Below are 26,174 nucleotides of genomic sequence, written 5' to 3' on the forward strand. Positions count from 1 at the left end.
TGGAGCCGTTACCACCACTGCTCGACTTGGAAGCCGATGTTGGAGCCGTGCAGGTCGCTACCGAAGTTACCGGTGCTCGACAGGGACGAACCCGGATCGAACTCGTCAGCGGCGTTCTGCGCGGCGCGGTTCCAGACAGCATAGGTGTAGAACAGGCGGAATTCCGGTCGGGTCTTGAATTCCGGTCCCTTGGGCGACCAGGTCGGCGCCAGGGTCAGCTTGGTCAGCTTGCGGGTGCCGCCCGGGGCTTCCACCTGGTCATGGCCCAGTTCGGTGGAGAACTTGAACTGGTCGGTGATGCCGTACACCAGCCGGCCACCCAGCGAGGTCCAGCGCAGGTCGTTGCCATTGGGACGCTCGTCCTTCTGGTACACCGCGGCGAGCTGGCCACCCCAGTAGCGGCTGATCTGCCAGTCGAAGTAGTCGACCACGCGATAGGACACGTCGGCGCTGCTCAGGGTGGGGTCGCCGGTGCTGCCCAGGGCAGTGCCCGGGCCCTGGCCGCGCTGCACGGCGAAGGTGTTCACGCCACCCCAGCCCATGAAGTTGGCCTGCTTGTGCTGCAGCGTCACCGCCACGCCGCTGTTGGCGTTGGGCTGGTTGCTGGGCTTGTCCAGGTAGCTGACGCCGATCTCCAGCGAGCCATTGGGGTTGGTGTTGAAGCCGGCGACGTTGAAGTCGATGCGGTTCTGGAAGTCCTTCTGGTTCTGGTTGTCCTTGCGCGAGAAGGCCAGGCTGTACTTGAGGCCGCCGATGTTGACGTCCTCGATACCGCCGCCGGTGGCGCTCTGGTTCCAGTAGAAGAAGTCGGAGATATGGATGTCGTTACGCTTGTAGTAACGCCGACCGGCCCAGAGGTTACCGCCGTTCAGGGCGGCGATGTTGTTCCAGTAGGCATAGGCCTGGACCGCACGGATCTGGCCGTTGTCGCCATGGAAGGTCGGGGTGCGGTCGTACTGGTTATAGAGGCTGGCCATGCCGTAGACGCCCACGGCCGAGCCATCGTCCAGCGAGAAGACATCCTGCTTGGCCGCGAATTCGCCGTACTGCTCGCACTCGTTGCCCAGGCGGTACTTGGACTGGGCACCCTGGAGCTTGAAGCAGCGCATGGAACCGGAACCGGTGGAGTCACCGAGGCCGGCGCGGAAGTAGCCGGTGGTTTCGAAGGCTTGTGCAGCGGGGATCAGGAGGAGAGTGCTCACCAAGGACGCGACCGAAACCCTGGCCAGGGGGATAGCCTTTTTCTTCTTCATTTATGTTCCCTAATTATTGTTGTTGTGCAACGCGGTGCCTGGTTCACACCTGATCCGCCGTGCTCCAGCGAAAGATCAACTTAGGTGTGACCATTGCGGCCTTACCTGACTACAAACTTATCGCTGAATCAATTCAGCGGCAGACGGAGGGTAGCCTTTGATCACTCAACGGCCTAGCGTCTCGTTTCGAGTCGATTGTGAGCTGAATCACAGTTCGCGCTTCTACAAAAATAGCAAGCCAAGCAATGATGGAACCGCTCTGGAATGGGGGTCGTGGCAGGAGCGCTGAAGCTTGGCGAAGGGCACGGGAAGCGGCAAAGAGGGGGCGAGGCGAAAGGCCCGAGATAGACCGGCAGGCGCCTATGGGGGAGGGAAGATAAAGTGGAGCAGCCGGGCGACGGCAGATGCCATCGCCCGGCGGGAGCGGTCAGCCCAGCAGCGCCTTGTCGCGCACGCCGCCCTTGTCGGCACTGGTGGCCAGCAGGGCATAGGCCTTGAGTGCGGTGGTCACCCGGCGCGCGCGGGGCTGGGCCGGTTTCCAGCCCAGCTTGTCCTGCTCGATGCGGCGATGGGACAGCTCCTCATCGCTCACCAGCAGGTTGATGCTGCGCTGGGGAATGTCGATGAGCACCTTGTCGCCGTCGCGCACCAGGCCGATGGCGCCACCCGCAGCCGCTTCCGGCGAAGCGTGGCCAATGGACAGCCCCGAGGTACCCCCGGAAAAGCGGCCGTCGGTGAGCAGGGCGCATTGCTTGCCCAGGCCCTTGGACTTCAGGTAGCTGGTGGGATAGAGCATCTCCTGCATCCCCGGGCCGCCCTTGGGGCCTTCGTAGCGGATGATGACGATGTCACCGGCCTGCACCTCGTCGGCGAGGATGCCGCGCACGGCAGCGTCCTGGCTCTCGAAGACCTTGGCATTGCCCTCGAACACATGGATGGACTCATCCACGCCGGCGGTCTTCACCACGCAGCCGTCCGCGGCGATGTTGCCATAGAGCACCGCCAGACCGCCTTCCTGGGAGTAGGCGTGCTGGACGCTGCGGATGCAGCCCTCGGCGCGGTTGTCGTCCAGGCTGTCATAGCGGGTGGCCTGGCTGAAGGCTTCCTGGGTCGGGATGCCGGCCGGCCCGGCGCGGAAGAAGGTCTTCACCGCCTCGTCCTGGGTCAGGGTGATGTCCCACTGCTCGATGGCATCGCCCAGGGTGCGGCTGTGCACGGTGGGCAGGTCGGTGTGGAGCAGGCCACCACGGGCCAGCTCGCCGAGGATGCTGAAGATGCCACCGGCACGGTGCACGTCTTCCATGTGGTACTTCTGGATGTTCGGCGCCACCTTGCACAGCTGCGGCACCTTGCGCGACAGGGCATCGATGTTGCGCAGGTCGAAGTCCACCTCGGCCTCCTGGGCCGCGGCCAGCAGGTGCAGGATGGTGTTGGTCGAGCCGCCCATGGCGATGTCCAGGGTCATGGCGTTCTCGAACGCGGCATAGCAGGCGATGTTGCGCGGCAGCGCCGACTCGTCGTTCTCCTGGTAGTAGCGGCGGCACAGGTCGACGATGGTGCGGCCGGCCTGGAGGAAGAGTTCCTTGCGGTCGGCGTGGGTGGCCAGGGTCGAGCCGTTGCCCGGCAGGGCCAGGCCCAGGGCTTCGGTCAGGCAGTTCATCGAGTTGGCGGTGAACATGCCCGAGCAGCTGCCACAGGTGGGGCAGGCACTGCGCTCGTATTCGGCGACCTTCTCGTCGCTCGCCGAACTGTCGGCGGCGATGACCATGGCGTCCACCAGGTCCAGGCCATGGCTGGCCAGTTTGGTCTTGCCGGCTTCCATGGGGCCGCCGGAGACGAAGACCACCGGGATGTTCAGGCGCAGCGCGGCCATCAGCATGCCGGGGGTGATCTTGTCGCAGTTGGAGATGCACACCAGGGCATCGGCGCAGTGGGCGTTGACCATGTACTCCACGGCGTCGGCGATGATCTCGCGACTCGGCAGCGAATAGAGCATGCCGTCGTGGCCCATGGCGATGCCGTCGTCCACGGCGATGGTGTTGAATTCCTTGGCCACGCCGCCGACCCGCTCGATCTCGCGGGCGACCAGTTGACCGAGGTCCTTCAGGTGGACGTGGCCCGGTACGAACTGGGTGAAGGAGTTGGCGATGGCGATGATTGGCTTCTTGAAGTCTTCGTCCTTCATCCCGGTGGCGCGCCAGAGCGCCCGGGCGCCAGCCATGTTGCGACCCTGGGTGGAGGTTTTCGAGCGATAGTCAGGCATGAAGCGGCTCTCCGAGGCGGCTTTCTAGGTCACGGTTCTGCTCATCGTGAGCGCAGGCGAGGCACGGTGCAAACGCGGAGTGACGAATGCCGGGCCGGAGGGTGGCGACGTCATGCGGGATCACCGCAGGGGCACCAGGGCTCACGAACCCGCCGGAGGATGCTGGCGAGGGGAAGGAGGATCATACACGCGGGCACCAGGGCTGCACAGCAGCGCCGGCGCCCGGTGGATCAGGGCGCTTCCTGTTCGCCGTCGGGGGCATCTTCCAGGTATTCGTCCATGGGCTCCTGGCCGGCCAGGGTCTTGAGGCTCAGGTCCACGGCTTCGGGCAGGGTGATGTCGACGCGCTGCTTGTCGCCCCCTTCCAGCGAGGACTCGTAGCTCAGCGCATGGCGCAGGTGGCCGTTCTCGAGGATGGCGCCGACGCTGGCCAACTGGGCGGCCGCGGGGGCCAGGCGCTCCAGGGCGGCCTTTGGCCAGGTCGCCTCGACGGTCGCGTTGCAGGTATAGAAGCCTGCATCGCCACTGTCCGACGGCTCTTCCTGGGTCTTGATGTCGACCAGCGAGACCTGGCCGGCTTCCAGCGCGGGCTGGCCGGCGGCGATGTCCTCGGCGTAGATCTCGTTGATGGTCTGGGCGTATTGCTGGCGGACCAGTTCGGCGGTCTTGGCCGCATCGCAGCTGTAGTCATAGCCACCGCAGCCAGTCAGGGAAAGCACCGCAGCTGTGAGTATGAGGTGACGTCTGGACATGCCTGAATTCCTTGGAACGATGGTAGAGCGTGGCGGTGCCGGCCGAACCCGCGTCGATCCGCAGGACAGGACATCGGCGTAGCGGTCGGGGATGGCGAGCGTCCATGGTGCAGCCGCTCGCCCATCCTGTCCATCAGACGCCGCCAGCGTCCTTCAGGACACCCGGCCGGACCGGCCGGTTCGCGTCCCGCTTCAGGCGCGGTCAGCGCTCTCGCAGGTCTCGAAGTCCTTGCTGTCCACGCGGTTCATGCTGTCGAAGCCGATCGAGTAGACCTGCTCCTTGCCATCCTTGTTGAGCACATAGTTGTTGCAGGTGCCCGGGCGATACTTGCGGGTGTAGGTGCTCGACGGGGTGCCGCCGATACGCAGGACGTCAGCCTTGCTCATGCCCTTGTCCACCTGCTTCACCAGCGGCTGCTCGCGAAACTCGACGCGGCCCACGGTGTAGTCGGCGGTGTTCTTGACCGAGGCGCAGCCCGCCAGGACGGTGCCAGCCAACAGGGCGGTCGCGACGGCAATCTTCTTGTTCATGGTGTGATCCCTTCAAAGGCGGAAGTGCCTGACACTTCGACGATGGCGGCGCCGATAAATTCGCTCTCCGTCGCACTTCTCGCCGTTCGCCTTTCTGACGGCCCGCGCCCCGGCGACGGCAAGTGACTGTATCTAAAGCTGATTCTTCAAACGAACGCTATATCCCCGTTTTTTAAGGAATATTTTACTCGAACGGCAGTTGACAGCGGCCAGGCGGCAGGCGATCTTTGGCGTTATGTTGTAACTTCCCAGCCGTTTCTCGTTTCTTGCGAGGACTTCATGAATCGCCGTCGTCTGCTCAATCTGATCCTGGCCGGCATGACCTTGCCCGTCGGGTTGCCCGCCTTTGCCGCTCGCCAGCAACTCAAGGGCGCGCGGGCCTGGCAGGATGCCGACAAGCTGCGCCTGGTGTTCGATCTCACCGGCCCGGTGCGCTACAAGACCTTCACCCTGGTGGCGCCGGATCGCATCATCCTCGACCTGGCCGATACCCAGGCGCCTGCGGTGCTCAACCACCTGGCGCTGCAGGGATCGCCGGTCCGCGCCGTGCGCAGCGCCCACTACGGCGCCCAGGACACCCGCGTGGTGCTGGAGCTGGCGCATCCGGTGGAAATGGAAAGCTTCATCCTCGGTCCCGGTGAGGGCGCCGCCAATCGCCTGGTCCTCGACCTCAAGCGCGCCGGTGCGCCGGTGGTCGCGGCGCGCCCGCCGGCCGAGGCCGAGCCGCCGCTGGAGGTCAAGCGCGGCAAGGGCCTGGCCGCGGGACGCGACATCATGGTGGTGGTCGACGCCGGCCACGGTGGCAAGGATCCCGGCGCCCTGAGCGCACGCGGTGATCGGGAAAAGGACATCGCCCTGATCGTGGCGCAGAACCTGGCGCGCCGCATCAACCTGCAAAAGGGCTTCAAGGCCAAGCTGGTGCGCAACGACGACTTCTTCGTGCCGCTGCGCAAGCGGGTCGAGGTCGCGCGCAGCTACAACGCCGACATGTTCGTCTCGGTGCACGCCGATGCCGCCCCGCGCCGCACCGCCTATGGCGCCTCGGTCTATGCGCTGTCCGAGGGCGGGGCCACCTCCACCACGGCGCGCTTCCTCGCCGACAGCGAGAACAACGTCGACCTGATCGGCGCCAACGAGATCCTCAAGGGGCGCGACCCCATGCTGGCCGGCGTGCTGCTGGACATGTCGATGAACGCCACCATCTCCTCGAGCCTGGACCTGGGCCACAAGGTGCTGGGGCAATTGTCGAGCATCACCAACCTGCACCAGAAACGGGTGGAGCAGGCCGGCTTCGCTGTGCTCAAATCACCGGACATCCCCTCGATCCTGGTCGAGACCGGCTTCATTTCCAATGATCGCGACTGCCGGCGCCTGCTCGACAGTCGTCACCAGAAGCAACTGGCCGATTCGATCTTCGCCGGGCTGCATGGCTACTTCCAGGAGCGGCCGCCGCTCGGCACCTACCTGGCCAGCCTGAAGAACACCCAAGGAGTGACATGAGTGTGCAAGACAAGGCGCGTCGTTACTGGCGCGTGGTGGTACTGGCGTTAGGCGCCCTGTGCGTCGTGGCCGGCCTGATCGGCTATGGCCAGGGCGGCGGCAGCAAGGCGAGCGCTACCCAGGAAAGCTTCGTCAACAAGGTCTGGCAGATCCATACCAGCAACAGCATCGAGCCCGGCATGCTGTACGTCTTCCTCAGCGACGGCACCCTGGTGATGGCCTCGCCCAGCAGCCAGCCCTCGCTGGGGCGCTGGACGCGAACCGAGAAGGGTCTGAACCTGATCGAGGAAGGCATCACCTATCCCACGGAAATCCTCAGCCTCAAGCGCGACGAATTCCGCATCCGCAGCCTGAATCCCGGCGATCCGGTCGAGCTGCAGCTGGCTCCGGCGGCGCCCTAGGGCGCCATCAGGCGTCATCATCGGAATAGCGCTGTTCCTGCCAGGGATCACCGCGGTCGTGATAGCCGCGCATCTCCCAGAAGCCTGGCGTATCGCCTACCCGGAAATCGATGCGCCTCAGCCACTTGGCGCTTTTCCACAGGTAGAGGTGCGGGATCAGCGCCCGCACCGGCCCGCCGTGCTCGGCCGTCAGGGGTTGACCTTCCCAGCTGTGCACCAGCATGGCCCCGGGGGCGGCGAAGTCGGCCAGGGGTAGGTTGGTGATGTAGCCGTCGTAGCTGTGCAGCAGCACATGGGTCGCCTCTTCGCGCGGTTGCACCTCCTCCAGCAGTTCGCTCACCGGCAGGCCTATCCAGTGATTGTCGTAGCGTGACCAGGTGGTGACGCAGTGCATGTCGTTGACCGCGTGGGTGGTCGCCCGCGCGGCGAAGGTGTCCCAGTTCCAGCGCAGGGTCTGCCGCACCGCCCCGGTCACCGCCAGTTGCCAGCGTGCCAGGCTGACCTCGGGCCGTACGCCCAGGTCCAGGACCGGCCAGTTGCTGACGCGATGCTGGCCGGGTGGTAGCCGTTCGCTCTCCGGACGCGCCCGCTCACCGGTCAGGAAGCGTCCCTCCTGGGCCCAGCGTTCCTTGGAAAGAGTCAACTTGCTCGGCTCGTCGCTCATGGCAGGATCCTCGTGATGTTCTGAGCTTATGACCATGTCGCTGGCCTTTCGTCGGCGCGAGGCGAACCCTGACCGCGCTCCGCCTCTCCTATCTTCAGGCGCTCTGCAAGAGGCCTTTCCCTTCAAACTGCCGGAGAAACGACCATGGTAGATGCAACCCAGATCAAAGAGCATGCGGAAGTCGTAGGTTCGGACGGCCAGCACGTGGGCACCGTCGATCACCTGGAAGGCGCCGATCGCATCAAGCTGACCAAGCGCGATCAAGACGCCCAGGGCCAGCATCACTATATTCCGCTGAGCTGGGTGAAATCGGTGGAAGGCACCCAGGTCCGCCTGGTGAAGACCCGCGACGAAGCCGAGCGCGAGTGGCAAGCCGCCTGATCAAGCATTCGGTCAACAAAAAGCCCCGCTAATGCGGGGCTTTTTGTTGGGCGTCGAGCGGGATCAGTTGATGTATTCGAACAACTTGACGATGCGCTGGACGCCCGAGACGCTCTGGATCAGCTGCACGGCATGGGCGGCTTCCTGCTGGGTCACCAGGCCCAGGAGGTAGACGATGCCGTTTTCGGTGACCACCTTGATGCGCGAGCCGGGGATGTCCTGGTCGGCGAACATCTGGGTCTTAATGCGGGTGGTCAGCCAGGAGTCGTTGCTCCGCGCCAGCAACGAGGAGTTGCCGGTTACCTGCAATTCGTTATGCACCGTCTTGACCCGCTGCACGCTGCGCACGGCCTGTTCGGCCTGGGCCTTGAGGTCGGCCCTTGGGGTCTGGCCGGCGATCAGCACCACGCCGTTGTAGCTCACCACCACGATGTGCGAGCTGGCGAGATCGGTATTGGCCTTGGAGATGTTCACCGCGGCCTTGGTCTCGATCAAGGCATCGTCCACGGTGCTGCCCAGGGTGCGGGTGCCGCGGTTGTCGTCGATGGGCTTGTCGCGGCTGGCGGTGACCACGTTGCTGCAGCCAGCCACGGCGAAGGACAGTGCCAGGATGGCGAGGAGGGGAGCCTTCTTCATTCTTCGCTTCCAAACAGTTGCTGATCGATCTGGTCGCACAGGCAGTGGATCACCAGCAGGTGCACTTCCTGGATGCGGGCGGTGACCTTGGCCGGCACGCGGATCTCGACGTCTTCGGGCAGCAGCAGCGAGGCCATGCCGCCGCCGTCGCGACCGGTGAGGGCGACCACGGTCATCTCGCGGTCATGGGCGGCCTGGATCGCCTGGATCACGTTGGCCGAGTTGCCGCTGGTGGAGATGGCCAGGAGGATGTCGCCCGGCTGACCCAGGGCGCGGATCTGCTTGGAGAACACCTCGTTGTAGCTGTAGTCGTTGGCGATGGAGGTCAGCGTCGAGGTGTCGGTGGTCAGCGCCAGCGCCGGCAGGCTGGGGCGTTCGCGCTCGAAGCGGTTCAGCAGCTCCGAGGAGAAATGCTGGGCATCGCCGGCGGAGCCGCCATTGCCGCAGGTGAGGATCTTGCCTTCGTTGAGCAGGGCCGCAACCATGACCTGGCTGGCCAGATCGATATGGGGAATCAGGACTTCCATCGCCTGACGCTTGGTTTCGATGCTGTCCCGGAAGAGTTTCTGGATGCGGGCGTGGGTGTCCATCGCGATATCTTTGACCTGTGCAGTGGAGGGCCTCAGGCCTCGAAGGCTTGGGGGATCCATTCGAGTGCCTGAGGGGACGCGTCGGCCCCGGGGCCGATCGCGATCACGTCGAAACGACAGGGCCGCTTGGCCCAGCGCGCTTCGGATTGCAGAAAGAGGGCGGCGCTGTTGACCAGCCGCTGCCGCTTGCGGGCATCTATGCTTTCCGCGGCGCCGCCCCAGGCGGTATGCCGGCGGGCGCGCACCTCGACGAATACTACTGTATCGCCGTCGAGCATGACCAGATCGAGCTCGCCACCCCGCCAGCGCCAGTTGCGCGCGATCAGCCGCAGACCGCGCGTCTGCAGGTACTGCAGGGCACGATCCTCGGCTTGCTGGCCACGTTGCAGGTGCGGGGGCTGCTTCACGGCGTGCTGAGCGAAGCTGGCACGCTGGTGGCGGGCAGCGGTGCATTGTTGGCCGGCAGCGGCTGGGCCACGCCGTTACGGAATTCCGCCCAGGGCAGGTGGCGCACCACGCGCTGGTCCGGCGCCACGCTCAGATTGCCGGACAGGCCGGGCAGCTCGGAGTTGGGCAGTGCCTTCAGCTGCTGCAGGTGCAGCGCCAGCAGGTAGGCGTCGGCGCCCATGGCGTAGAGGCGGCCGATGCTGGTGCCCGCCTGGGGCCACTGGCCGGTGATCTTGGCGCGCAGCGGATTGCTGGGGTCGAGCAGCCAGGGGGTTTCGCAGAACAGGATGCCGTTCAGGTCCTGGTTGACGCCCGGCTCGTTGACCCCGCTGTTGAGGTTGGAGGTGGCATATACCGGCAGGTCGCGGGCGTTCTGGTAGACCAGGATCGGCTTGATCTGGCGCGCCTGGGCCGGCGTCGCGGCGAGGAAGATGAAGTCCATGCCCTGGCGCATCTGCAGCAGGCTAGTGATGCGATTGGCGATCTCCACCGGTTGGCCGATCCGCTCGGCCGCGACGATCCGCCCGCCGAGTTGCTGCCATTCGCTCTGGAAGGCCGCCAGTACTCGGCTACCCCAGTCGCCCTGGGGCACCATGGCGCCGGCGCTGCGCTTGCCGTCGGCCCAGGCCCGGCGAGCGGCTTCGCGGGCTTCGTCCTCGGCGGCCAGGCCGAACTGGAAGAGTTGCGGCGGCTGGGCGCCCTGGCTGTCCCCGTAGTTCAGCGCCAGGGTATTGATCGGCAGCTGCGGGCGATCGCCCAGTTGCTTGACCAGGTTCTTTTCCAGCGGGCCGACCACCAGCTGGATGCCGGCAGCCTGGGCCTGGCGGTAGAAGGCGTCCAGCGAACCCATCTGGGTACTGTCGTAGACCGTCACGGTCGGGGCGGGCTGGTTGGCGGCCAGGGCTTCGTAGCGGGCGGCCATGAAGCCGTCCTGCAGCGCGCGGGAGACGCCGGCGAGTTGGCCCTGCAGGGGCAGCAGCAGGGCGACGCGGTTGAGCGGTTCGCGCGCCAGGGTCTTCAGGCGCTCCAGATCATCGGGCAACTGCCGCGCCGCCGGATGGCCAGGATGCTGCTTCTGCCAGTCCTCGATGGCGGCCAGCTGCTGATCCAGCGCCAGGTTGCCGCGGGTGATGGCCGCCAGGGCCAGCCAGCCGTTGAGGTCGGCGTCCTTCACGCTCTGCCGCAGCTGCGCATCCGGCAGGCTAGTTACCAGTTGCCAGATCTGCTCGCGGTTGTCATGGGCGGAGTCGCCGTCGAGCAGCGGGCCGATGAAGATGCGTTCCTGGGCGGCGGCGAGCGGCTGGCCATTGGCCGCCTGGGCATCGGCCTTGGTCAGGCCGCTGCGGATCTGCTGCTGCGCCGGCAGTTCGCCGAGCTGGGCGAAGCTCGGATGATCGAAGCGCTTGAGCGCCTGCGCCGGTTGCTTGTCGAGCAGGTCGAGCTGGGCCAGCAGGGTCTGGGCGAACATCTGCTGCGCGGGCTTGAGACCTTCCAGGTTGATGGAGCCCAGGATCTGCCGCGCCTCACGGGAATTCTGCTGGGCATAGGCCTTGTCGGCGGCGGTCAGGCGCAGCAGGTTGGCCTGCTCGGACTGGCTGGAGCCGGCCTGGTTCAGCAGTTGCTCGATGCTGGCCTGGCTGGGCTGGGGCAGTTCCCCGAGCGTGCTCGTGGTAGGCGTGCTGCTACAGGCGGCGAGCAGGGCGAAGGCGGTGGCGCAGAGCAGCGGACGCAGGCGGAACTTCATGCGGTGGTTCCTGAGCTAAGGTCTGGATAGGGCCCGATTGTCTCACAGCACCCCGGCGCTGCGAACGCCGAGGGCGAGAGCGGCGTACACTGTTGGGCTATTTCCAGTCCGTCAGGTTTCATCATGATTTCGCCCGGTACTCTTTATGTGGTTGCCACCCCCATCGGCAACCTGGACGACATCACCGCCCGCGCCCTGAAAGTCCTGCGCGAAGTGGCCCTGATCGCTGCCGAAGACACCCGTCACTCATCGCGCCTGCTGCGGCATTTCGGGATCGAGACGCCCCTGGCGGCTTGCCATGATCACAACGAGCGGGATGCCGGTGGCCGCTTCATCGCCCGCTTGCAGGCGGGCGACGACGTCGCCCTGATCTCCGATGCGGGCACGCCGCTGATTTCCGATCCGGGCTTCCACCTGGTCCGGGCGGCGCGCGCCCAGGGCATCAGGGTTTCGCCGGTGCCCGGGGCCTGTGCCCTGGTCGCGGCGCTGTCGGCGGCCGGCCTGCCGTCGGATCGCTTCAGCTTCGAAGGCTTCCTGCCAGCCAAGGCGGTGGGCCGCCAGGGGCGCCTGGCCGCATTGCGCGAGGATCCACGGACGCTGATTTTCTACGAGGCGCCCCATCGCCTCGACGAGTGCGTCGCTGACATGGTGGCCACCTTCGGTCCCGACCGGCACATCGTGCTGGGCCGCGAACTGACCAAGACCTTCGAGACCCTGCGCGGCCTGCCCGCCGCCGAGTTGCAGGCCTGGATCCGTGCGGACCTGGATCAGCAGCGCGGCGAGTGCGTGCTGCTGGTGGCCGGCTGGGCAGCGCCCGAGGACGCCGAGGTGGACAGCGAGACCCTGCGCATCCTGGATCTGCTGCTGGAGGAACTGCCGGTCAAGCGCGCCGCCGCCCTGGCGGCGCAGATCACCGGTGCGCGCAAGAATCTGCTCTATCAGCTGGCGCTGGAGCGCAAAGGCGAGTAGGGCGAATTAGTGGGCATCTTTCCTTGTTATCCGCCCCCAGTCTCTATACCCTTGCGCCGCGAGAGCCGACCGGGCAGTCGCTGTCGTGATCCGCAAGGGTTGCGAGGGAGGAAAGTCCGGGCTCCATAGGGCGAGGTGCCAGGTAACGCCTGGGAGGCGTGAGCCTACGGAAAGTGCCACAGAAAATAACCGCCTAAGCGCGCAAGCGCCGGTAAGGGTGAAAAGGTGCGGTAAGAGCGCACCGCACGGCTGGCAACAGTTCGTGGCTAGGTAAACCCCACCTGGAGCAAGACCAAATAGGAATCCATAGGCGTGGCCCGCGCTGGATTCGGGTAGGTCGCTAGAGGCAACCAGCGATGGTTGTCCCAGAGGAATGACTGTCCTCGACAGAACCCGGCTTACAGGTCGGCTCTCGCATCCCCTCCCTCCCAGGCGCTCTGCCTCGGGGCTCCCAGCATCTCTTCATAGATCACTTTAATCAATTGAGCCAATCAATTGACTTGATTTCCGTTTGTCGGAAATTGATGTCGTTCGTCCTGTCCGTGAACTCGTGCAATTTGCTCGAAATCCCCGTCCCACGCGGCCTGGGAACCCCTTCGCTTACCTTGACTGAAAGTGGCCCTCCTCAATATAGTGGCGCCTGGTGGTACGAAGTGGGACGAAGTGGGATTAAATGGCAGGAAGAGCCTATTAGAGGACGCGACATTGTTTCGGGGAGCGAACGCCATCAGTCTCGACGCCAAGGGGCGCGCCGCGATGCCGAGCCGGTATCGTGACGAGCTGCTGGAGCGTTGTGCCGGCCAGCTCATCGTGACGATCGATGCGGTCGATCCCTGCCTCTGCGTCTACCCCCTGCCCGAGTGGGAAATCATCGAAAGCAAGCTGCGGCAGTTGCCCTCGCTACGCGAGGAAACTCGCCGCTTGCAGCGCTTGCTGATCGGTAACGCGGTGGACCTGGAACTCGACGGCAGTGGCCGCTTCCTGGTTCCACCGCGCCTGCGTGAATACGCCAAGCTGGACCGCCGAGTGATGCTGGTCGGGCAGCTCAACAAATTCCAGTTATGGGATGAGGACGCCTGGAGCGCCGTGTGCGACGCGGATCTCCTGGCAATTAAAGAACCCGGCGGTATGCCGGATGAAATGCGCGATTTGATCCTGTGACCATGAACCCAGTCTTCCACCACGTCTCCGTTCTCCTGGACGAGGCCGTACAGGCATTGGCGATCCAGCCTGCCGGCCGTTACCTGGACGGCACCTTCGGCCGCGGCGGACACAGCCGGGCCGTGCTGCGCCTGCTGGGTGGGGAAGGGCGGCTGCTGGGGTTCGACAAGGATCCCCAGGCGATCGCCGCCGGCCAGGCGCTGGCCGCGGAAGACCCGCGCTTCGAGATCGTCCAGCGCAGCTTCGCCGAGCTCGGCGATGAACTGGTCGGCCGTGGCTGGTCCGGTCAGGTCGATGGCGTGCTGCTGGACCTGGGCGTGTCCTCGCCCCAGCTCGACGATCCCGAGCGCGGTTTCAGCTTCATGCAGGACGGCCCGCTGGACATGCGCATGGACCCGAGCCGGGGCCAGAGCGCGGCCGCCTGGATCGCCACCGCCGCCGAGGCCGACATCGCCCATGTGTTCAAGGAGTTCGGCGAAGAACGCTTCGCCAAGCGCATGGCGCGTGCCGTGGTGCAGCGCCGTGACGTCCAGCCCTTCGAGCGCACCGCCGACCTGGCGAAGGTGCTCACCGAGGCCAATCCGGCCTGGGAAAAGGGCAAGCATCCCGCGACCCGTGCGTTCCAGGGCCTGCGCATCTACATCAATCGCGAACTGAGCGACCTGGAACAGGGCCTGCAGGCGGCCTACGAGCAGCTGGCGGTCGGTGGCCGGCTGGTGGTGATCAGCTTCCACTCCCTCGAAGATCGCATCGTCAAGCAATTCATGCGCCGGCTGGCCAAGGGCGAGGCCGACCAGTTGCCGCGCGACCTGCCCATCCGCGCCACGGTGTTCGAACCCTCGCTGCGCCTGCTCGGCAAACCTGTCTATGCCAGCGAAGGCGAGCTGGCCGCCAACCCCCGTGCCCGCAGCGCCGTCATGCGCGTTGCCGAGAAATTGAAATGAGCCGGCTGTTCGTCAAGAAACTGCCCCTGGGCAGCAGTGTCATGCTGGTGCTCTTCGCCGGCGTCCTGCTCTCGGCGGTGGCGGTGGCCTACAGCGCCCACTGGAATCGCCAGTTGCTCAACACCCTCTATGGCGAGATGGCCATCCGCGACAAGGCCCAGGCCGAGTACGGCCGCCTGCTGCTGGAACAGAGCACTTGGACCGCCCACAGCCGCGTCGAAGCCCTGGCCAGCGGCCAGTTGCAGATGCGCATTCCCGATCCGGCCGAAATCCGGATGGTCAATCCGTGATAGGCCTCCTCGCGCGCCTGCCCTGGCGCTTCAGCCTGATCCTTGGGCTGTTGCTGGTCATGGTCGGCACCATCGTCTGGCGCATCGTCGACCTGCACGTGATCGACCGTGCCTTCCTCAAGGGGCAGGGCGATGCCCGCAGCGTGCGCACCATTCCGATTCCGGCCCACCGCGGCCTGATCACCGATCGCAACGGCGAGCCGCTGGCGGTCAGCACCCCGGTCACCACCCTGTGGGTCAACCCCAAGGAACTGGCCGGAGCCGAGGATCGCTGGCCGTTGCTGGCCGACGCCGTGGGCCAGCCGCGCGCGGAGCTGAGCAAGCGCCTCGAGCAGAATGCCGGCAAGGAATTCCTCTACTTGGCACGTGGCCTCACCCCCGAGCAGGGCGAGGCGGTGATGACCCAGGTCAAGGCGCACAAGATTCCCGGTGTCTACGACATCGAGGAGTTTCGCCGTTTCTATCCGGCAGGCGACGTGGCGGCCCACGTGGTCGGCTTCACCGACATCGACGATCACGGGCGCGAAGGCATCGAGCTGGCCTTCAACGAATGGCTGGCCGGCGTGCCGGGCCGGCGCCAGGTGGTCAAGGATCGCCGTGGTCGCCTGATCCGGGACGTGCAGGTCGCCAAGAACGCCAAGCCGGGCAATACCCTGGCGCTGTCCATCGACCTGCGCCTGCAGTATCTCGCTGCCCGCGAGCTGCGCAATGCCCTGACCCAGTTCGAAGCCGAGGCGGGCAGCCTGACCATCGTCGACGTCAAGACCGGCGAGGTCCTGGCGATGGTCAACATGCCCACCTACAACCCCAACAACAGGCGCAGCCTCGAACCGGCCGCCATGCGCAACCGGGCGATGATCGACGTCATGGAACCCGGCTCGGTGATGAAGCCGATCTCCATGACCGCCGCCCTCGCCAGCGGTCGCTGGAAGCCCACCGACAAGGTCAACGTCTATCCCGGCTCGCTGCAGATCGGGCGCTATACCATCAAGGACGTCTCCCACAGCGATGGCGCCCTGGACCTGACCGGCATCCTCATCAAGTCCAGCAATGTCGGCATGAGCAAGATCGCCTTCGACGTCGGCGGCGAGAACATCTACAACGCCATGCGCGCCGTCGGGCTGGGCCAGGATACCGGCCTGGGCTTCCCCGGCGAGCGGGTCGGCAACCTGCCCAACCATCGCAACTGGCGCCCGGCCGAGACGGCGACCCTGTCCTACGGCTACGGCCTGGCGGTGACCGCCGTGCAATTGGCCCATGCTTACTCGGTACTGGCCAACGACGGTCGCTCGGTGCCCCTGTCCATGGTGCGCCTGGACAAGGCCCCGGCCAGCGACCAGGCGGTCGAGGAGCGGGTCGCCAAGACCCTGCAAGGCATGCTGCAACAGGTCGTGGAAGCCCCCGGTGGGGCCTTCCGTGCCCAGGTGCCGGGCTACCACGTCGCCGGCAAGAGCGGCACCGCGCGCAAGACCAGCACCGGTACCCGCGGCTACGCGGAGAATTCCTATCGCTCGCTGTTCGCCGGCTTCGGCCCCACCAGCAACCCGCGCCTGGCCGCGGTGGTGGTGATCGACCGGCCGAGCAAGGGCGGCTACTACGGTGGCGTGGTGTCGGCACCGGTGTTCAGCCGGGTGATGTCCGGCGCCCTGCGCCTGATGAACATCCAGCCGGACAACATCCAGCCGCTGCCGGTGCAGCAGCAGGTCCAGGCCGCCACCAAGCCGCTGCTGGTCGGGGAGCGTGATCGATGAGCCGCCTGCTGCCGGAGCTGCTGCCGACCACCACGGCGGCCGTCGAGATCGTCGGCCTGGCCGTGGACAGTCGTGAGGTCCAGCCCGGTTTCCTGTTCCTGGCCATTCCCGGTCTGCACAGCGACGGTCGTGCCCATATCGCCGGCGCCGCCGAGCGTGGCGCCGCGGCCATCGCCTACGAGGCCGACAACGCCCCGGCCTTACCCGCGCTGGACATTCCCCTGGTGGCCGTTCGCGGCCTCGCCGGGCAGTTGTCCGCCATCGCCGGGCGCTTCCATGGCGAACCCAGCCAGCGCCTGAGTCTGGTCGGGGTGACCGGCACCAATGGCAAGACCAGCGTCAGCCAACTGATCGCCCAGGGCTGCGACCTGCTCGGCCAGCGTTGCGGCATCGTCGGTACCCTGGGTAACGGCTTCCATGGCGCCCTCGCCGAAGGCCGCCACACCACCCCGGATGCCCTCAAGCTGCAGGCGACCCTGGCCGAACTGGCCGAGGGCGGCGCCGCCAGCGTGGCCATGGAAGTGTCTTCCCATGGCCTGGCCCAGGGGCGCGTGGCGGCCCTGGCCTTCAAGGTCGCGGTCTTCACCAATCTGACCCGCGACCACCTCGATTTTCACGGCACCATGGCCGCCTATGGCGAAGCCAAGGCCCAACTGTTCGCCTGGCCCGGGCTCGGCACCCGCGTCCTCAATCTGGATGACGCCTTTGGCCGCGAGCTGGCGGCTCGCCCCAGCCCGGCCACGACCCTGACCTACAGCCTCGGCGATCCGGCGGCCAGCCTCCATTGCCAGGCCGTGCAGTTCGACGACCACGGCGTGCGTGCCCGGCTGGTCACCGCCCAGGGCACCGGCGAACTGCGCAGCCCACTGATTGGCCGCTTCAACCTGAGCAACCTGTTGGCCGCCATCGGCGCCTTGCTGGGTCTGGGTCATCGCCTCGACGACATCCTCGCCATCCTGCCGCAGTTGCAGGGGCCGGCCGGACGTATGCAGCGCCTAGGTGGCGCCGGGCGGCCGCTGGTGGTGGTGGACTACGCCCATACCCCCGATGCCCTGGACAAGGTGCTCACCGCTCTGCGGCCCCATGTCGGTGCCCAGGGACGCATGGTCTGCGTGTTCGGCTGCGGCGGCGATCGCGATCGGGGCAAGCGTCCGGAAATGGCCGCGGTCGCCGAGCGCCTGGCCGATCGAGTGGTGGTGACCGACGACAATCCCCGTACGGAGGATCCGGCCGCCATCGTCGCCGACATTCGCGCCGGCTTCCGGCATCCCGAGCGGGTTCGCTTCGCCAGACGACGCGAAGCCGCCATCGCCCTGGCCGTGGCCGAGGCCAAGCCGCAGGACATCGTCGTGCTGGCCGGCAAAGGCCATGAGCCCTACCAGGAAATCGCCGGTGTCCGTCATGCCTTTTCCGATCTCGACCAGGCCGAGCGGGCCCTGACCGCCTGGGAGCGACACGATGCTTAGATCCTTTACCCTCACCGAAGTGGCCGAGGCCCTGACCGGCAACCTGCTGGGCGCCGACGCCCTGTTCGATGGCGTCGGTACCGACAGCCGCAAGGCGGTGGCCGGCCAGCTGTTCGTCGCCCTGACCGGGCCGCGCTTCGATGGTCATGCCTACCTGGCCGATGTCGCGGCCCAGGGCGCCGCGGCGGCCCTGGTCGAGCGCGCCGTCCCCGAGGTGCACCTGCCCCAGCTGGTGGTGGCCGATACCCGCCTGGCGCTGGGTCGCCTGGGCGCCTTCAACCGTGACCTCTTCCACGGCCAGGTCGCCGCCGTCACCGGTTCCAGCGGCAAGACCACGGTCAAGGAATTGCTCGCCGCCATCCTGCGTCAGCGCGGCACGACTCTGGCCACCCAGGGCAATCTGAACAACGACCTGGGTGCCCCCCTGACCCTGCTGCAACTGGCCGCCGAGCACGCCTATGGCGTCATCGAGCTGGGCGCTTCGCACGTCGGGGACATCGCCTATACCGTGAGCCTGACACGCCCGGATGTCGTTATCATTACCAACGCCGGCCAGGCCCACGTGGGCGAATTCGGCGGCGTCGATCGCATCGTCGAGGCCAAGGGCGAGATCATCGAAGGCGTGGGCGAGGGCGGCACCGTGGTGCTCAACCGCGACGACGCGGCCTTCGCGACCTGGCAGCGCCGCGCCGCAGGCCGCCGGGTCGTCGCCTTCGGCCTGGATGCCCGCGCCGATGTCCGCGCCAGCGGGGTGACCCTGGACGCCCAGGGCCGCCCGAGCTTCCTGCTGCACACCGCCCAGGGCGAGACGCCGGTCACCCTGCAATTGCTGGGTGCCCATAATGTCGGCAACGCCCTGGCCGCTGCTGCGGCAGCCCTCAGCCTGGGCCTGGACCTGGCCACCGTCGCCCGCGGCCTCGCTGCCGCGGCACCGGTCCAGGGCCGCACCCTGACCCGCACCAGTCGGCGCGGTGCCCAGGTCATCGACGACAGCTACAACGCCAACCCTGCCTCGGTGAAGGCCGGGATCGACCTGCTGGCCGCCCTGCCGGGCCGTCGGGTGGTGGTCCTGGGCGACATCGCCGAGCTGGGCGAGTGGACCGAAGAGGGCCATCGCGACGTGGGCGAGCATGCCCGCGGCAAGGTGGACGCCTTCTACAGCGTCGGGCCTTCGATGGCCTACGCGGCCCGCGCCTATGGCGCCGAGGCCCGGCATTTCGCCGATCGTGAACACCTGATCGCGGCCCTGGCGGACGAGGACCGGGTCGGAACCACCCTGCTGATCAAGGGATCCCGCAGCGCCGCGATGGACAAGGTCGTCGCCGCGCTCTGCGCTATCAACACCGAGGAGAAACACTGATGCTGCTGCTGTTGGCGGAGTTCCTGCAACAGTTCTACAAGGGCTTCGCCGTCTTCCAATACCTCAGCCTGCGCGGCATTCTGGGCGTCCTGACCGCCCTGTTGCTGTCGTTGTGGCTCGGCCCCTGGATGATCCGCACCCTGCAGATCCGCCAGATCGGCCAGGCCGTGCGCAACGATGGCCCCCAGTCGCACCTGTCCAAGTCCGGCACCCCCACCATGGGCGGCGCCCTGATCCTGACCACCATCGGCATCAGCACCCTGCTGTGGGCCGATCTGCACAACCGTTACGTCTGGACCGTGCTGGCGGTGACCTTCCTGTTCGGCGCCATCGGCTGGGTCGACGACTATCGCAAGGTGATCGAGAAGAATTCCCGCGGCCTGCCCAGTCGCTGGAAGTACTTCTGGCAATCGGTATTCGGCCTGGGGGCGGCGATCTTCCTCTATGTCACGGCCAAGGCGCCGATCGAAACCACGCTGATCCTGCCGCTGCTGAAAAACATCGAAATCCCGCTGGGGATTTTCTTCGTTGTGCTGACCTACTTCGTCATCGTCGGCTCGAGCAACGCGGTCAACCTCACCGACGGTCTCGACGGCCTGGCGATCATGCCCACCGTGATGGTCGGCGGCGCCCTGGGCATCTTCTGCTACCTGTCGGGCAACGTGAAATTCGCCGACTACCTGCTGATCCCCTATGTGGAAGGGTCCGGCGAGCTGATCGTCTTCTGCGGCGCCCTGATCGGGGCGGGCCTGGGCTTCCTCTGGTTCAACACCTATCCGGCCATGGTCTTCATGGGTGACGTCGGCGCCCTGGCGCTGGGCGCCGCCCTGGGCACCATCGCCGTGATCGTCCGCCAGGAAGTGGTGCTGTTCATCATGGGTGGCGTCTTCGTCATGGAGACCCTCTCGGTGGTCATCCAGGTCGCCTCCTTCAAGCTGACCGGCAAGCGCGTCTTCCGCATGGCGCCGATCCACCACCATTTCGAATTGAAGGGCTGGCCCGAACCGCGGGTCATCGTGCGCTTCTGGATCATCACCGTGATCCTGGTGCTGTTCGGTCTCGCCACCCTGAAACTGAGGTAATCGCCGTGCTCATCGCTTCCGACCAGTTCCGTATCGTCGTCGGCCTCGGCAAGAGTGGCATGTCGCTGGTGCGCTTTCTCGCGCGCCGGGGCGTGCCCTTTGCCGTGGCCGACACGCGGGAACAGCCGCCGGAACTGGAGACCCTGAGAACCCAGTATCCCGAGGTCGAGGTGCGCTGCGGCGAGCTGGATGTCGACTTCCTCGCCCGCGCGGCGGAAGTCTACGTGAGTCCCGGTCTGGCGCTGGAAACCCCGGCGCTGCGGGAGGCCGCTGCCCGCGGCGTGCGGCTGTCGGGCGACATCGACCTGTTCGTGCGCCATGCCAAGGCGCCGCTCGTGGCCATCACCGGTTCCAACGCCAAGAGCACCGTCACCACCCTGGTCGGCGACATGGCCCGGCGCGCCGGCAAGCGCGTTGCCGTGGGCGGCAACCTCGGTACCCCGGCGCTGGACCTGCTGGCCGACGACGTCGAGCTCTATGTGCTGGAACTGTCGAGCTTCCAGCTGGAAACCTGCGAGCGGCTGAACGCCGAGGTGGCCACGGTGCTCAACCTCAGCGAAGACCACATGGATCGCTACACCGGCATGCCGGCCTATCACCAGGCCAAGCACCGCATCTTCCGCGGCGCCCGCCAGGTGGTGGTCAATCGCGACGATGCACTGTCGCGGCCGCTGATCGGCGAGGGCGTGCCCTGCCTGACCTTCGGCCTGGGCCGTCCGGATTTCCGCGCCTTCGGCATTCGCGAGGAAGAGGGCCGCCGCTACTTGGCGCTGGCCTTCGACAACCTGCTGGATGTCGAGGAACTGAAGATCCGCGGCACCCACAACCACAGCAATGCCCTGGCCGCGCTGGCCCTGGGCCTGGCCGCCGGCTTGCCGCTGGAGCCCATGCTGGAGGCCCTGCGTGCTTTTCCCGGGCTCGAGCACCGCTGCCAGTGGGTCGGCGAGGTCGCGGGCGTCAGCTACTACAACGATTCCAAGGCGACCAACGTCGGCGCGGCGCTGGCCGCGGTCGAGGGCCTCGGCGACGACATCGCCGGCCAACTGGTACTGATCGCCGGTGGCGACGGCAAGGGCGCCGACTTCAGCGCTCTGCGCGAGCCCATCGCGCGGCACTGTCGCGCCGTGGTGCTGCTGGGGCGCGATGCCGAGCGCCTCGCCGCCATCCTGCCGCCGAGCGTGCAACAGCTGCGCGTCGCCACCCTGGAAGACGCCGTGCGCGAGAGCCGTGCCCTGGCGCAGCCGGGCGATGCCGTGCTGCTGTCGCCGGCCTGCGCCAGCCTGGACATGTTCCGCAATTTCGAAGAGCGCGGGCGGTTGTTCGCCCAGGCCGTGGGAGCATTGTCATGATCCTCAGCCTGCTGCGTCCCTATCCGTCGCCGCTGGCCAGTCGCCACGGCATCGACCTGGACTTCCCGCTGCTGGCCGGTTGCCTGCTGCTGCTGGGTCTCGGCCTGGTAATGGTGACCTCGGCGTCGTCCGAAGTGGCCGCCGCCCAGTCCGGCAATCCGCTGTACTTCATGTACCGCCACCTCATTTACCTCGCCATCGGCTTCGTCTCCTGTGGCGTGGTGATGCTGATCCCCATGGCCACCTGGCAGCGCTTCGGCTTTCCGCTGCTGATCATCGCCTTCCTGCTGCTGGTGGCGGTGCTGGTGCCCGGCATCGGCCGCGAGGTGAACGGCTCCCTGCGCTGGATCGGCTTCGGCTTCTTCAACGTGCAGCCCTCGGAGGTCGCCAAGGTCTTCGTGGTGCTCTATCTGTCCGGCTACCTGGTACGTCGCCAGCACGAGGTGCGCCACACCTGGGCGGGCTTCTTCAAGCCCTTCATCGTCCTGCTGCCCATGGCCATGCTGCTGCTGCGCGAGCCCGACTTCGGCGCCACCGTGGTGATGATGGGCGCCGCCGGCGCCATGCTGTTCCTCGGCGGCGTCGGCCTGTTCCGCTTCCTGCTGATGGTCGCCCTGGCGGTGCTGGCGGTCTTCGTCCTGGTGCAGACCCAGTCCTACCGGATGCAGCGGCTGATCACCTTCACCGATCCCTGGGCCGACCAGTTCGGCTCCGGCTACCAGCTGACCCAGGCGCTGATCGCCTTCGGCCGCGGCGGCTGGACCGGCCTGGGCCTGGGCAACAGTATCCAGAAGCAGTTCTACCTGCCCGAAGCCCATACCGACTTCCTGTTCGCCGTGCTGGCCGAGGAGCTGGGGCTGATCGGCGCCATGGCCACCGTCGGCCTGTTCTTCTTCGTCTGCGTCCGCGGCCTGTTCATCGGTCGCTGGGCCGAGCAGTCCAAGCAGTTCTTCTCGGCCTACGTGGCCTACGGCCTGTCGATGCTGTGGATCGGCCAGTTCCTGATCAACATCGGGGTGAACGTCGGCCTGCTGCCCACCAAGGGCCTGACGCTGCCCTTCCTCAGCTATGGCGGCAGCTCCCTGGTGATCTGCTGCGTGAGCATGGGGCTGCTGCTGCGTATCGAGTGGGAGCGACGCACCCTGGTCGATACCGAGGATATGGAATTCACCGAGGAGGACTTCGCCGATGTCCGCTAACGTCCTCATCATGGCTGGCGGCACCGGGGGACATGTCTTCCCGGCCCTGGCCTGCGCTCGCGAATTCGCGGCGCGCGGCTATACCGTCCATTGGCTCGGCACTCCGCGCGGCATCGAGAACGACGTGGTACCCAAGGCCGGTATCACCCTGCATCACATCCAGGTCTCCGGCCTGCGCGGCAAGGGCGTGCGCTCGCTGGTGAAGGCGCCGCTGCAACTCAGTGGGGCGCTGTTGCAGGCGGTGGGCCTGATGCGTCGCCTCAAGCCCGTCTGCGTGCTGGGCCTGGGCGGCTTCGTCACCGGTCCCGGCGGCCTGGCGGCCAAGCTGTGCAACATCCCGCTGGTGATCCACGAGCAGAATGCCTATGCCGGCACCGCCAACCGCCTGCTGGTGCCCCTGGCCGCGCGCGTCTGCGAAGGCTTCGCCGATACCTTCCCGGCCTCGGCCAAGCGCCTGTCCACTGGCAATCCGGTACGCGCCGAACTCTTCGCGCCGGTGACCCGCGCGCCCCTGGACGAGCGCGCCGCCAACCTGCTGGTACTGGGCGGCAGCCTGGGCGCCGAGCCGCTCAACAAGCTGCTGCCCGAAGCCCTGGCCCAGTTGCCGGCCGGGCTACGGCCCCAGGTACGCCACCAGGCCGGTCGCCAGCATGCCGAGGTGACTGCCGAGCGCTACGCCAAGGTCGCCGTGGAGGCCGACGTCCAGCCGTTCATCGCCGACATGGCCGCGGCCTACGCCTGGGCCGACCTGGTGATCTGCCGGGCCGGTGCCCTGACCGTGGCCGAGCTGACCGCCACTGGCCTGCCGGCGCTGCTGATTCCCTTGCCCCATGCCATCGACGACCACCAGACCAGCAATGCCCGCTTCCTGGAGCGTGCCGGTGCCGGGGTGGTACTGCCGCAACATTCCACCCGCCCGGCGGAGCTCGCCGCGCAGCTTACCGAGGTCCTGATGCATCCCGAACGTCTCGTCGACATGGCCACCCGCAGCCGTGCCCTGGCCAAACCCGACGCTACCGGTGCGGTCGTCGATGCCTGCCTGGAGGTTGCCCGTGGTTAAGTCGCAAAGCGCCATCCAGGCCGAAGTTCGGCGCATGCGCAGCATCCGGCGCATCCATTTCGTCGGCATCGGCGGGGTCGGCATGTGCGGCATCGCCGAGGTACTGCTCAACCTGGGCTACGAAGTCTCGGGCTCGGACCTCAAGGAATCCGCGGTGACCGCGCGGCTGCAGCAGTTCGGCGCACGCATCTACATCGGCCATCGCGCCGAGAACCTGGACCAGGTCGATGTGCTGGTGGTGTCCAGCGCCATCAACAGATCCAATCCCGAGGTCTCCGCCGCCCTCGAGCAGCGCATCCCGGTGGTCCCCCGCGCCGAGATGCTCGCCGAGCTGATGCGCTATCGCCATGGCATTGCCGTCGCCGGTACCCACGGCAAGACCACCACCACCAGCCTGATCGCCTCCGTGTTCGCGGCCGAAGGCCTCGATCCCACCTTCGTCATCGGTGGCCGCCTCAATGCCGCCGGCACCAACGCCCAGCTCGGCACCAGCCGCTACCTGGTCGCCGAAGCCGACGAGAGCGATGCCAGCTTCCTGCACCTGCAGCCGATGGTCGCCGTGGTCACCAACATCGACGCCGACCACATGAGCACCTACGAAGGTGACTTCAACCGGCTCAAGCGTACCTTTGTCGACTTCCTGCACAACCTGCCGTTCTACGGCCTGGCGGTACTCTGCGTCGACGATCCGGTGGTGCGCGAGATCATTCCCCAGGTCGCCCGGCCCACCGTCACCTACGGCACCGTCGAGGACGCCGACGTGCGCGCCGTCGACATCCGCCAGGAAGGCATGCGCACCTACTTCACCGTCCTGCGCGACGGCCGTGCGCCGCTGGCGGTCTCGGTCAACATGCCGGGTGTGCACAATGTGCTTAACGCCCTGGCCACCATCGCCATCGCCACCGACGAGGGTGTCAGCGACGAGGCCATCCTCAATGGCCTGTCCGGCTTCCAGGGGGTAGGGCGGCGCTTCCAGGTCTATGGCGAACTGCCCGTCGCGGGCGGCAGCGTCATGCTGGTGGACGACTACGGCCACCACCCGCGCGAAGTCGCCGCGGTGATCAAGGCCGTGCGTGGCGGCTGGCCCGAGCGCCGGCTGGTGATGGTCTATCAGCCACACCGCTTCAGCCGTACCCGCGATCTCTACGAGGATTTCGTCCAGGTATTGGCCGACGCCAACGTCCTGCTGCTGATGGAAGTCTATCCGGCCGGCGAAGAGCCGATCCCCGGTGCCGACAGCCGCCAGCTCTGCCACAGCATCCGTCAGCGTGGCCAGCTCGATCCCATCTACGTGGAGCGCGGCGCCAACATCGCCCCGCTGGTCAAGCCGCTGCTGCGTCCCGGCGACATCCTGCTCTGCCAGGGCGCGGGCGATATCGGTGCCCTGGCGCCGCAACTGCTCAAGCACCCGCTGTTCGCCAGCGCCGCGACGTCCGGGAGTTCGGCATGAGCCGCCATCCGTCCAACTTTCTGCCGGCAACCCCTGTTGCCGGCGCGCACGTGGAGGGCTGAACCTTGGTCGCCACCCTACGTCACAACCAGCCCGGCTTCGGCCGGTCGCGCAACGTCGAACCCCGCGGCGCCAGTCGCCTGGTCGCCGAAGAACCGCTGTCGACGCGCCTGCCGCGGCCGAGCCTGGGGCTGCTCAAGCGCATCCTCTGGCCGTTCCTGCTGCTGGGCCTGGGCTTCGGCACCTACGAAGGCGCGCAGAAGCTGCTGCCCTACGCCGACCGGCCGATCGCCAAGGTCAGCGTCAAGGGCGACCTGTCCTACATCAGCCAGGGGGCCGTGCAGCAGCGCATCGCGCCCTTCGTGGGCACCACCTTCTTCCAGGTCGACCTGGCGGACATGCGCCACGAGCTGGAGACCATGCCGTGGATCGCCCATGCCGAGGTGCGTAGGGTCTGGCCCGACGAGATCAGCATCCGCCTGGAAGAGCAGATGCCCATCGCCCGCTGGGGCGATGAAGCCCTGCTGAATAACCAGGGTGAGGCTTTTGCCCCGCAGGATCTGGCCAACTATGACAATCTACCGCGCCTGTACGGCCCCAAGCGGGCTCAGCAGCAAGTGATGCAGCAGTACCAGATGTTCAGCCAGATGCTCCGGCCGCTCGGTTACACCGTGTCGCGCCTGGAAATGCACGAGCGCGGCAGCTGGTACCTCACCACCGGTCAGGGCCTGGAACTGGTGTTCGGCCGCGACCAGCTGGTGGAAAAGATGCGGCGCTTCATGCGCCTGTACGATCAGGTGCTCAAGGCACAGATGGACAATATCGCGCGGATCGATCTGCGTTATCCGAACGGTCTGGCCGTGGCCTGGCGCGATCCCGCCGTCGCCGCCACCCCCGTGACCGAACCGGCCAAGCATTGAGGAGAAGTTTC

General features: G+C 66.7%; 24 protein-coding genes, 1 other RNA gene and 1 pseudogene. 17 read left to right on the plus strand and 9 right to left on the minus strand.

What is annotated here, in order from left to right; all coding sequences use genetic code 11:
* Nucleotides 1-8 precede the first annotated feature (8 nt).
* The 4 genes from FSV73_RS09670 to osmE form a co-directional block, all read right to left on the minus strand.
* Nucleotides 9-1,253 (minus strand): maltoporin, encoded by a 1,245-nt coding sequence (locus FSV73_RS09670; protein WP_260856053.1) that lies wholly within the window; start codon nt 1,251-1,253, stop codon nt 9-11.
* A gap of 427 nt (nt 1,254-1,680) precedes the next feature.
* Nucleotides 1,681-3,516, minus strand: a complete 1,836-nt coding sequence (ilvD, locus tag FSV73_RS09675; protein WP_145007174.1) for a dihydroxy-acid dehydratase — start codon at nt 3,514-3,516, stop codon at nt 1,681-1,683.
* A gap of 230 nt (nt 3,517-3,746) precedes the next feature.
* A complete protein-coding gene (locus FSV73_RS09680) occupies nt 3,747-4,268 on the minus strand; it encodes a hypothetical protein (protein ID WP_145007176.1) in 522 nt (173 codons plus the stop codon).
* A 192-nt stretch (nt 4,269-4,460) separates the two neighbouring features.
* Nucleotides 4,461-4,799 carry an osmotically-inducible lipoprotein OsmE gene (gene osmE, locus FSV73_RS09685; RefSeq protein ID WP_007162073.1) on the minus strand — a complete coding sequence of 113 codons (339 nt, stop codon included), beginning with the start codon at nt 4,797-4,799 and terminating at the stop codon, nt 4,461-4,463.
* A 279-nt stretch (nt 4,800-5,078) separates the two neighbouring features.
* On the opposite strand from osmE, the gene FSV73_RS09690 reads away from it, so the two are divergent.
* Both FSV73_RS09690 and FSV73_RS09695 read left to right on the plus strand, forming a co-directional pair.
* Nucleotides 5,079-6,299, plus strand: coding sequence for an N-acetylmuramoyl-L-alanine amidase (locus FSV73_RS09690; RefSeq protein WP_145007177.1), 1,221 nt, complete (start codon nt 5,079-5,081; stop codon nt 6,297-6,299).
* Nucleotides 6,296-6,700 (plus strand): hypothetical protein, encoded by a 405-nt coding sequence (locus FSV73_RS09695; RefSeq protein ID WP_145007179.1) that lies wholly within the window; start codon nt 6,296-6,298, stop codon nt 6,698-6,700. The genes FSV73_RS09690 and FSV73_RS09695 overlap by 4 nt, the downstream gene beginning before the upstream one ends.
* Before the next feature lie 7 nt (nt 6,701-6,707).
* Here the strand turns inward: FSV73_RS09695 and FSV73_RS09700 are convergent, their stop codons facing one another.
* The gene (locus FSV73_RS09700; protein ID WP_145007181.1) at nt 6,708-7,364 is read right to left on the minus strand and encodes a sulfite oxidase-like oxidoreductase; all 657 of its coding nucleotides are present in this window, start codon (nt 7,362-7,364) and stop codon (nt 6,708-6,710) included.
* Nucleotides 7,365-7,508: 144 nt separating this feature from the next.
* Between FSV73_RS09700 and FSV73_RS09705 the strand changes: the two genes are divergently transcribed.
* Nucleotides 7,509-7,745, plus strand: coding sequence for a DUF2171 domain-containing protein (locus tag FSV73_RS09705; protein WP_145007182.1), 237 nt, complete (start codon nt 7,509-7,511; stop codon nt 7,743-7,745).
* Between the two features lie 63 nt (nt 7,746-7,808).
* On the opposite strand, the gene FSV73_RS09710 is transcribed toward FSV73_RS09705, so the two are convergent.
* The 4 genes from FSV73_RS09710 to FSV73_RS09725 are packed head-to-tail and all read right to left on the minus strand — an operon-like array spanning nt 7,809 to nt 11,162.
* Nucleotides 7,809-8,381 carry a BON domain-containing protein gene (locus tag FSV73_RS09710; RefSeq protein WP_145007184.1) on the minus strand — a complete coding sequence of 191 codons (573 nt, stop codon included), beginning with the start codon at nt 8,379-8,381 and terminating at the stop codon, nt 7,809-7,811.
* Nucleotides 8,378-8,971, minus strand: coding sequence for a phosphoheptose isomerase (locus tag FSV73_RS09715; RefSeq protein ID WP_007162067.1), 594 nt, complete (start codon nt 8,969-8,971; stop codon nt 8,378-8,380). The genes FSV73_RS09710 and FSV73_RS09715 overlap by 4 nt, the downstream gene beginning before the upstream one ends.
* 32 nt (nt 8,972-9,003) lie before the next feature.
* A complete protein-coding gene (locus FSV73_RS09720) occupies nt 9,004-9,378 on the minus strand; it encodes a YraN family protein (RefSeq protein ID WP_145007186.1) in 375 nt (124 codons plus the stop codon).
* Nucleotides 9,375-11,162, minus strand: coding sequence for a penicillin-binding protein activator (locus tag FSV73_RS09725; RefSeq protein WP_145007189.1), 1,788 nt, complete (start codon nt 11,160-11,162; stop codon nt 9,375-9,377). The genes FSV73_RS09720 and FSV73_RS09725 overlap by 4 nt, the downstream gene beginning before the upstream one ends.
* Before the next feature lie 126 nt (nt 11,163-11,288).
* Between FSV73_RS09725 and rsmI the strand changes: the two genes are divergently transcribed.
* The 14 genes and pseudogenes from rsmI to FSV73_RS09795 all read left to right on the plus strand — a co-directional run bounded on the left by rsmI (nt 11,289) and on the right by FSV73_RS09795 (nt 26,163).
* The gene (gene rsmI, locus FSV73_RS09730) at nt 11,289-12,131 is read left to right on the plus strand and encodes a 16S rRNA (cytidine(1402)-2'-O)-methyltransferase (protein ID WP_437179276.1); all 843 of its coding nucleotides are present in this window, start codon (nt 11,289-11,291) and stop codon (nt 12,129-12,131) included.
* Between the two features lie 61 nt (nt 12,132-12,192).
* Nucleotides 12,193-12,548: RNase P RNA component class A (rnpB, locus tag FSV73_RS09735), an RNA gene on the plus strand.
* A gap of 288 nt (nt 12,549-12,836) precedes the next feature.
* Nucleotides 12,837-13,292 carry a division/cell wall cluster transcriptional repressor MraZ gene (mraZ, locus tag FSV73_RS09740; protein ID WP_007162063.1) on the plus strand — a complete coding sequence of 152 codons (456 nt, stop codon included), beginning with the start codon at nt 12,837-12,839 and terminating at the stop codon, nt 13,290-13,292.
* Between the two features lie 2 nt (nt 13,293-13,294).
* Entirely contained in the window at nt 13,295-14,236 is a 942-nt protein-coding gene (rsmH, locus tag FSV73_RS09745; protein WP_145007193.1) for a 16S rRNA (cytosine(1402)-N(4))-methyltransferase RsmH, read from the plus strand.
* A complete protein-coding gene (gene ftsL, locus FSV73_RS09750; RefSeq protein ID WP_007162061.1) occupies nt 14,233-14,526 on the plus strand; it encodes a cell division protein FtsL in 294 nt (97 codons plus the stop codon). The genes rsmH and ftsL overlap by 4 nt, the downstream gene beginning before the upstream one ends.
* A gap of 59 nt (nt 14,527-14,585) precedes the next feature.
* A pseudogene (locus tag FSV73_RS09755) lies at nt 14,586-16,270 on the plus strand (peptidoglycan D,D-transpeptidase FtsI family protein).
* A gap of 3 nt (nt 16,271-16,273) precedes the next feature.
* The gene (locus FSV73_RS09760) at nt 16,274-17,743 is read left to right on the plus strand and encodes a UDP-N-acetylmuramoyl-L-alanyl-D-glutamate--2,6-diaminopimelate ligase (protein ID WP_145007197.1); all 1,470 of its coding nucleotides are present in this window, start codon (nt 16,274-16,276) and stop codon (nt 17,741-17,743) included.
* Nucleotides 17,736-19,103: a UDP-N-acetylmuramoyl-tripeptide--D-alanyl-D-alanine ligase gene (locus FSV73_RS09765; RefSeq protein WP_145007199.1), complete on the plus strand. Its 1,368-nt coding sequence runs from the start codon at nt 17,736-17,738 to the stop codon at nt 19,101-19,103. Before FSV73_RS09760 ends, FSV73_RS09765 begins: the two co-directional genes overlap by 8 nt.
* Nucleotides 19,103-20,185 carry a phospho-N-acetylmuramoyl-pentapeptide-transferase gene (gene mraY, locus FSV73_RS09770; protein WP_007162057.1) on the plus strand — a complete coding sequence of 361 codons (1,083 nt, stop codon included), beginning with the start codon at nt 19,103-19,105 and terminating at the stop codon, nt 20,183-20,185. Before FSV73_RS09765 ends, mraY begins: the two co-directional genes overlap by 1 nt.
* 5 nt (nt 20,186-20,190) lie before the next feature.
* Nucleotides 20,191-21,534: a UDP-N-acetylmuramoyl-L-alanine--D-glutamate ligase gene (gene murD / locus FSV73_RS09775; protein ID WP_145007201.1), complete on the plus strand. Its 1,344-nt coding sequence runs from the start codon at nt 20,191-20,193 to the stop codon at nt 21,532-21,534.
* On the plus strand, nt 21,534-22,733 hold the full coding sequence (ftsW, locus tag FSV73_RS09780; protein ID WP_145007318.1) for a putative lipid II flippase FtsW: 1,200 nt from the start codon (nt 21,534-21,536) through the stop codon (nt 22,731-22,733). Before murD ends, ftsW begins: the two co-directional genes overlap by 1 nt.
* The gene (murG, locus tag FSV73_RS09785) at nt 22,723-23,793 is read left to right on the plus strand and encodes an undecaprenyldiphospho-muramoylpentapeptide beta-N-acetylglucosaminyltransferase (protein WP_145007203.1); all 1,071 of its coding nucleotides are present in this window, start codon (nt 22,723-22,725) and stop codon (nt 23,791-23,793) included. Before ftsW ends, murG begins: the two co-directional genes overlap by 11 nt.
* Before the next feature lie 34 nt (nt 23,794-23,827).
* A complete protein-coding gene (murC, locus tag FSV73_RS09790) occupies nt 23,828-25,243 on the plus strand; it encodes a UDP-N-acetylmuramate--L-alanine ligase (protein WP_222119447.1) in 1,416 nt (471 codons plus the stop codon).
* Between the two features lie 65 nt (nt 25,244-25,308).
* The gene (locus FSV73_RS09795; RefSeq protein WP_145007207.1) at nt 25,309-26,163 is read left to right on the plus strand and encodes a cell division protein FtsQ/DivIB; all 855 of its coding nucleotides are present in this window, start codon (nt 25,309-25,311) and stop codon (nt 26,161-26,163) included.
* The last annotated feature ends 11 nt before the right edge of the window (nt 26,164-26,174 follow it).

This window comes from Pseudomonas oryzihabitans (assembly GCF_007665395.1).
GTDB lineage: Bacteria > Pseudomonadota > Gammaproteobacteria > Pseudomonadales > Pseudomonadaceae > Chryseomonas > Chryseomonas psychrotolerans_C.

Coding starts and splice junctions, on each gene's coding strand:
- FSV73_RS09690 (WP_145007177.1), top strand. CDS start 5,079: ATGAATCGCCGTCGTCTGCTCAATCTGATCCTGGCCGGCATGACCTTG.
- FSV73_RS09715 (WP_007162067.1), bottom strand. CDS start 8,971: ATGGACACCCACGCCCGCATCCAGAAACTCTTCCGGGACAGCATCGAA.
- FSV73_RS09760 (WP_145007197.1), top strand. CDS start 16,274: ATGAGCCGCCTGCTGCCGGAGCTGCTGCCGACCACCACGGCGGCCGTC.
- FSV73_RS09710 (WP_145007184.1), bottom strand. CDS start 8,381: ATGAAGAAGGCTCCCCTCCTCGCCATCCTGGCACTGTCCTTCGCCGTG.
- mraY (WP_007162057.1), top strand. CDS start 19,103: ATGCTGCTGCTGTTGGCGGAGTTCCTGCAACAGTTCTACAAGGGCTTC.
- FSV73_RS09680 (WP_145007176.1), bottom strand. CDS start 4,268: ATGTCCAGACGTCACCTCATACTCACAGCTGCGGTGCTTTCCCTGACT.
- FSV73_RS09700 (WP_145007181.1), bottom strand. CDS start 7,364: ATGAGCGACGAGCCGAGCAAGTTGACTCTTTCCAAGGAACGCTGGGCC.
- murC (WP_222119447.1), top strand. CDS start 23,828: ATGCGCAGCATCCGGCGCATCCATTTCGTCGGCATCGGCGGGGTCGGC.
- murG (WP_145007203.1), top strand. CDS start 22,723: ATGTCCGCTAACGTCCTCATCATGGCTGGCGGCACCGGGGGACATGTC.
- ftsL (WP_007162061.1), top strand. CDS start 14,233: ATGAGCCGGCTGTTCGTCAAGAAACTGCCCCTGGGCAGCAGTGTCATG.
- FSV73_RS09695 (WP_145007179.1), top strand. CDS start 6,296: ATGAGTGTGCAAGACAAGGCGCGTCGTTACTGGCGCGTGGTGGTACTG.
- FSV73_RS09705 (WP_145007182.1), top strand. CDS start 7,509: ATGGTAGATGCAACCCAGATCAAAGAGCATGCGGAAGTCGTAGGTTCG.
- FSV73_RS09725 (WP_145007189.1), bottom strand. CDS start 11,162: ATGAAGTTCCGCCTGCGTCCGCTGCTCTGCGCCACCGCCTTCGCCCTG.
- osmE (WP_007162073.1), bottom strand. CDS start 4,799: ATGAACAAGAAGATTGCCGTCGCGACCGCCCTGTTGGCTGGCACCGTC.
- rsmH (WP_145007193.1), top strand. CDS start 13,295: ATGAACCCAGTCTTCCACCACGTCTCCGTTCTCCTGGACGAGGCCGTA.
- FSV73_RS09670 (WP_260856053.1), bottom strand. CDS start 1,253: ATGAAGAAGAAAAAGGCTATCCCCCTGGCCAGGGTTTCGGTCGCGTCC.
- ilvD (WP_145007174.1), bottom strand. CDS start 3,516: ATGCCTGACTATCGCTCGAAAACCTCCACCCAGGGTCGCAACATGGCT.
- FSV73_RS09765 (WP_145007199.1), top strand. CDS start 17,736: ATGCTTAGATCCTTTACCCTCACCGAAGTGGCCGAGGCCCTGACCGGC.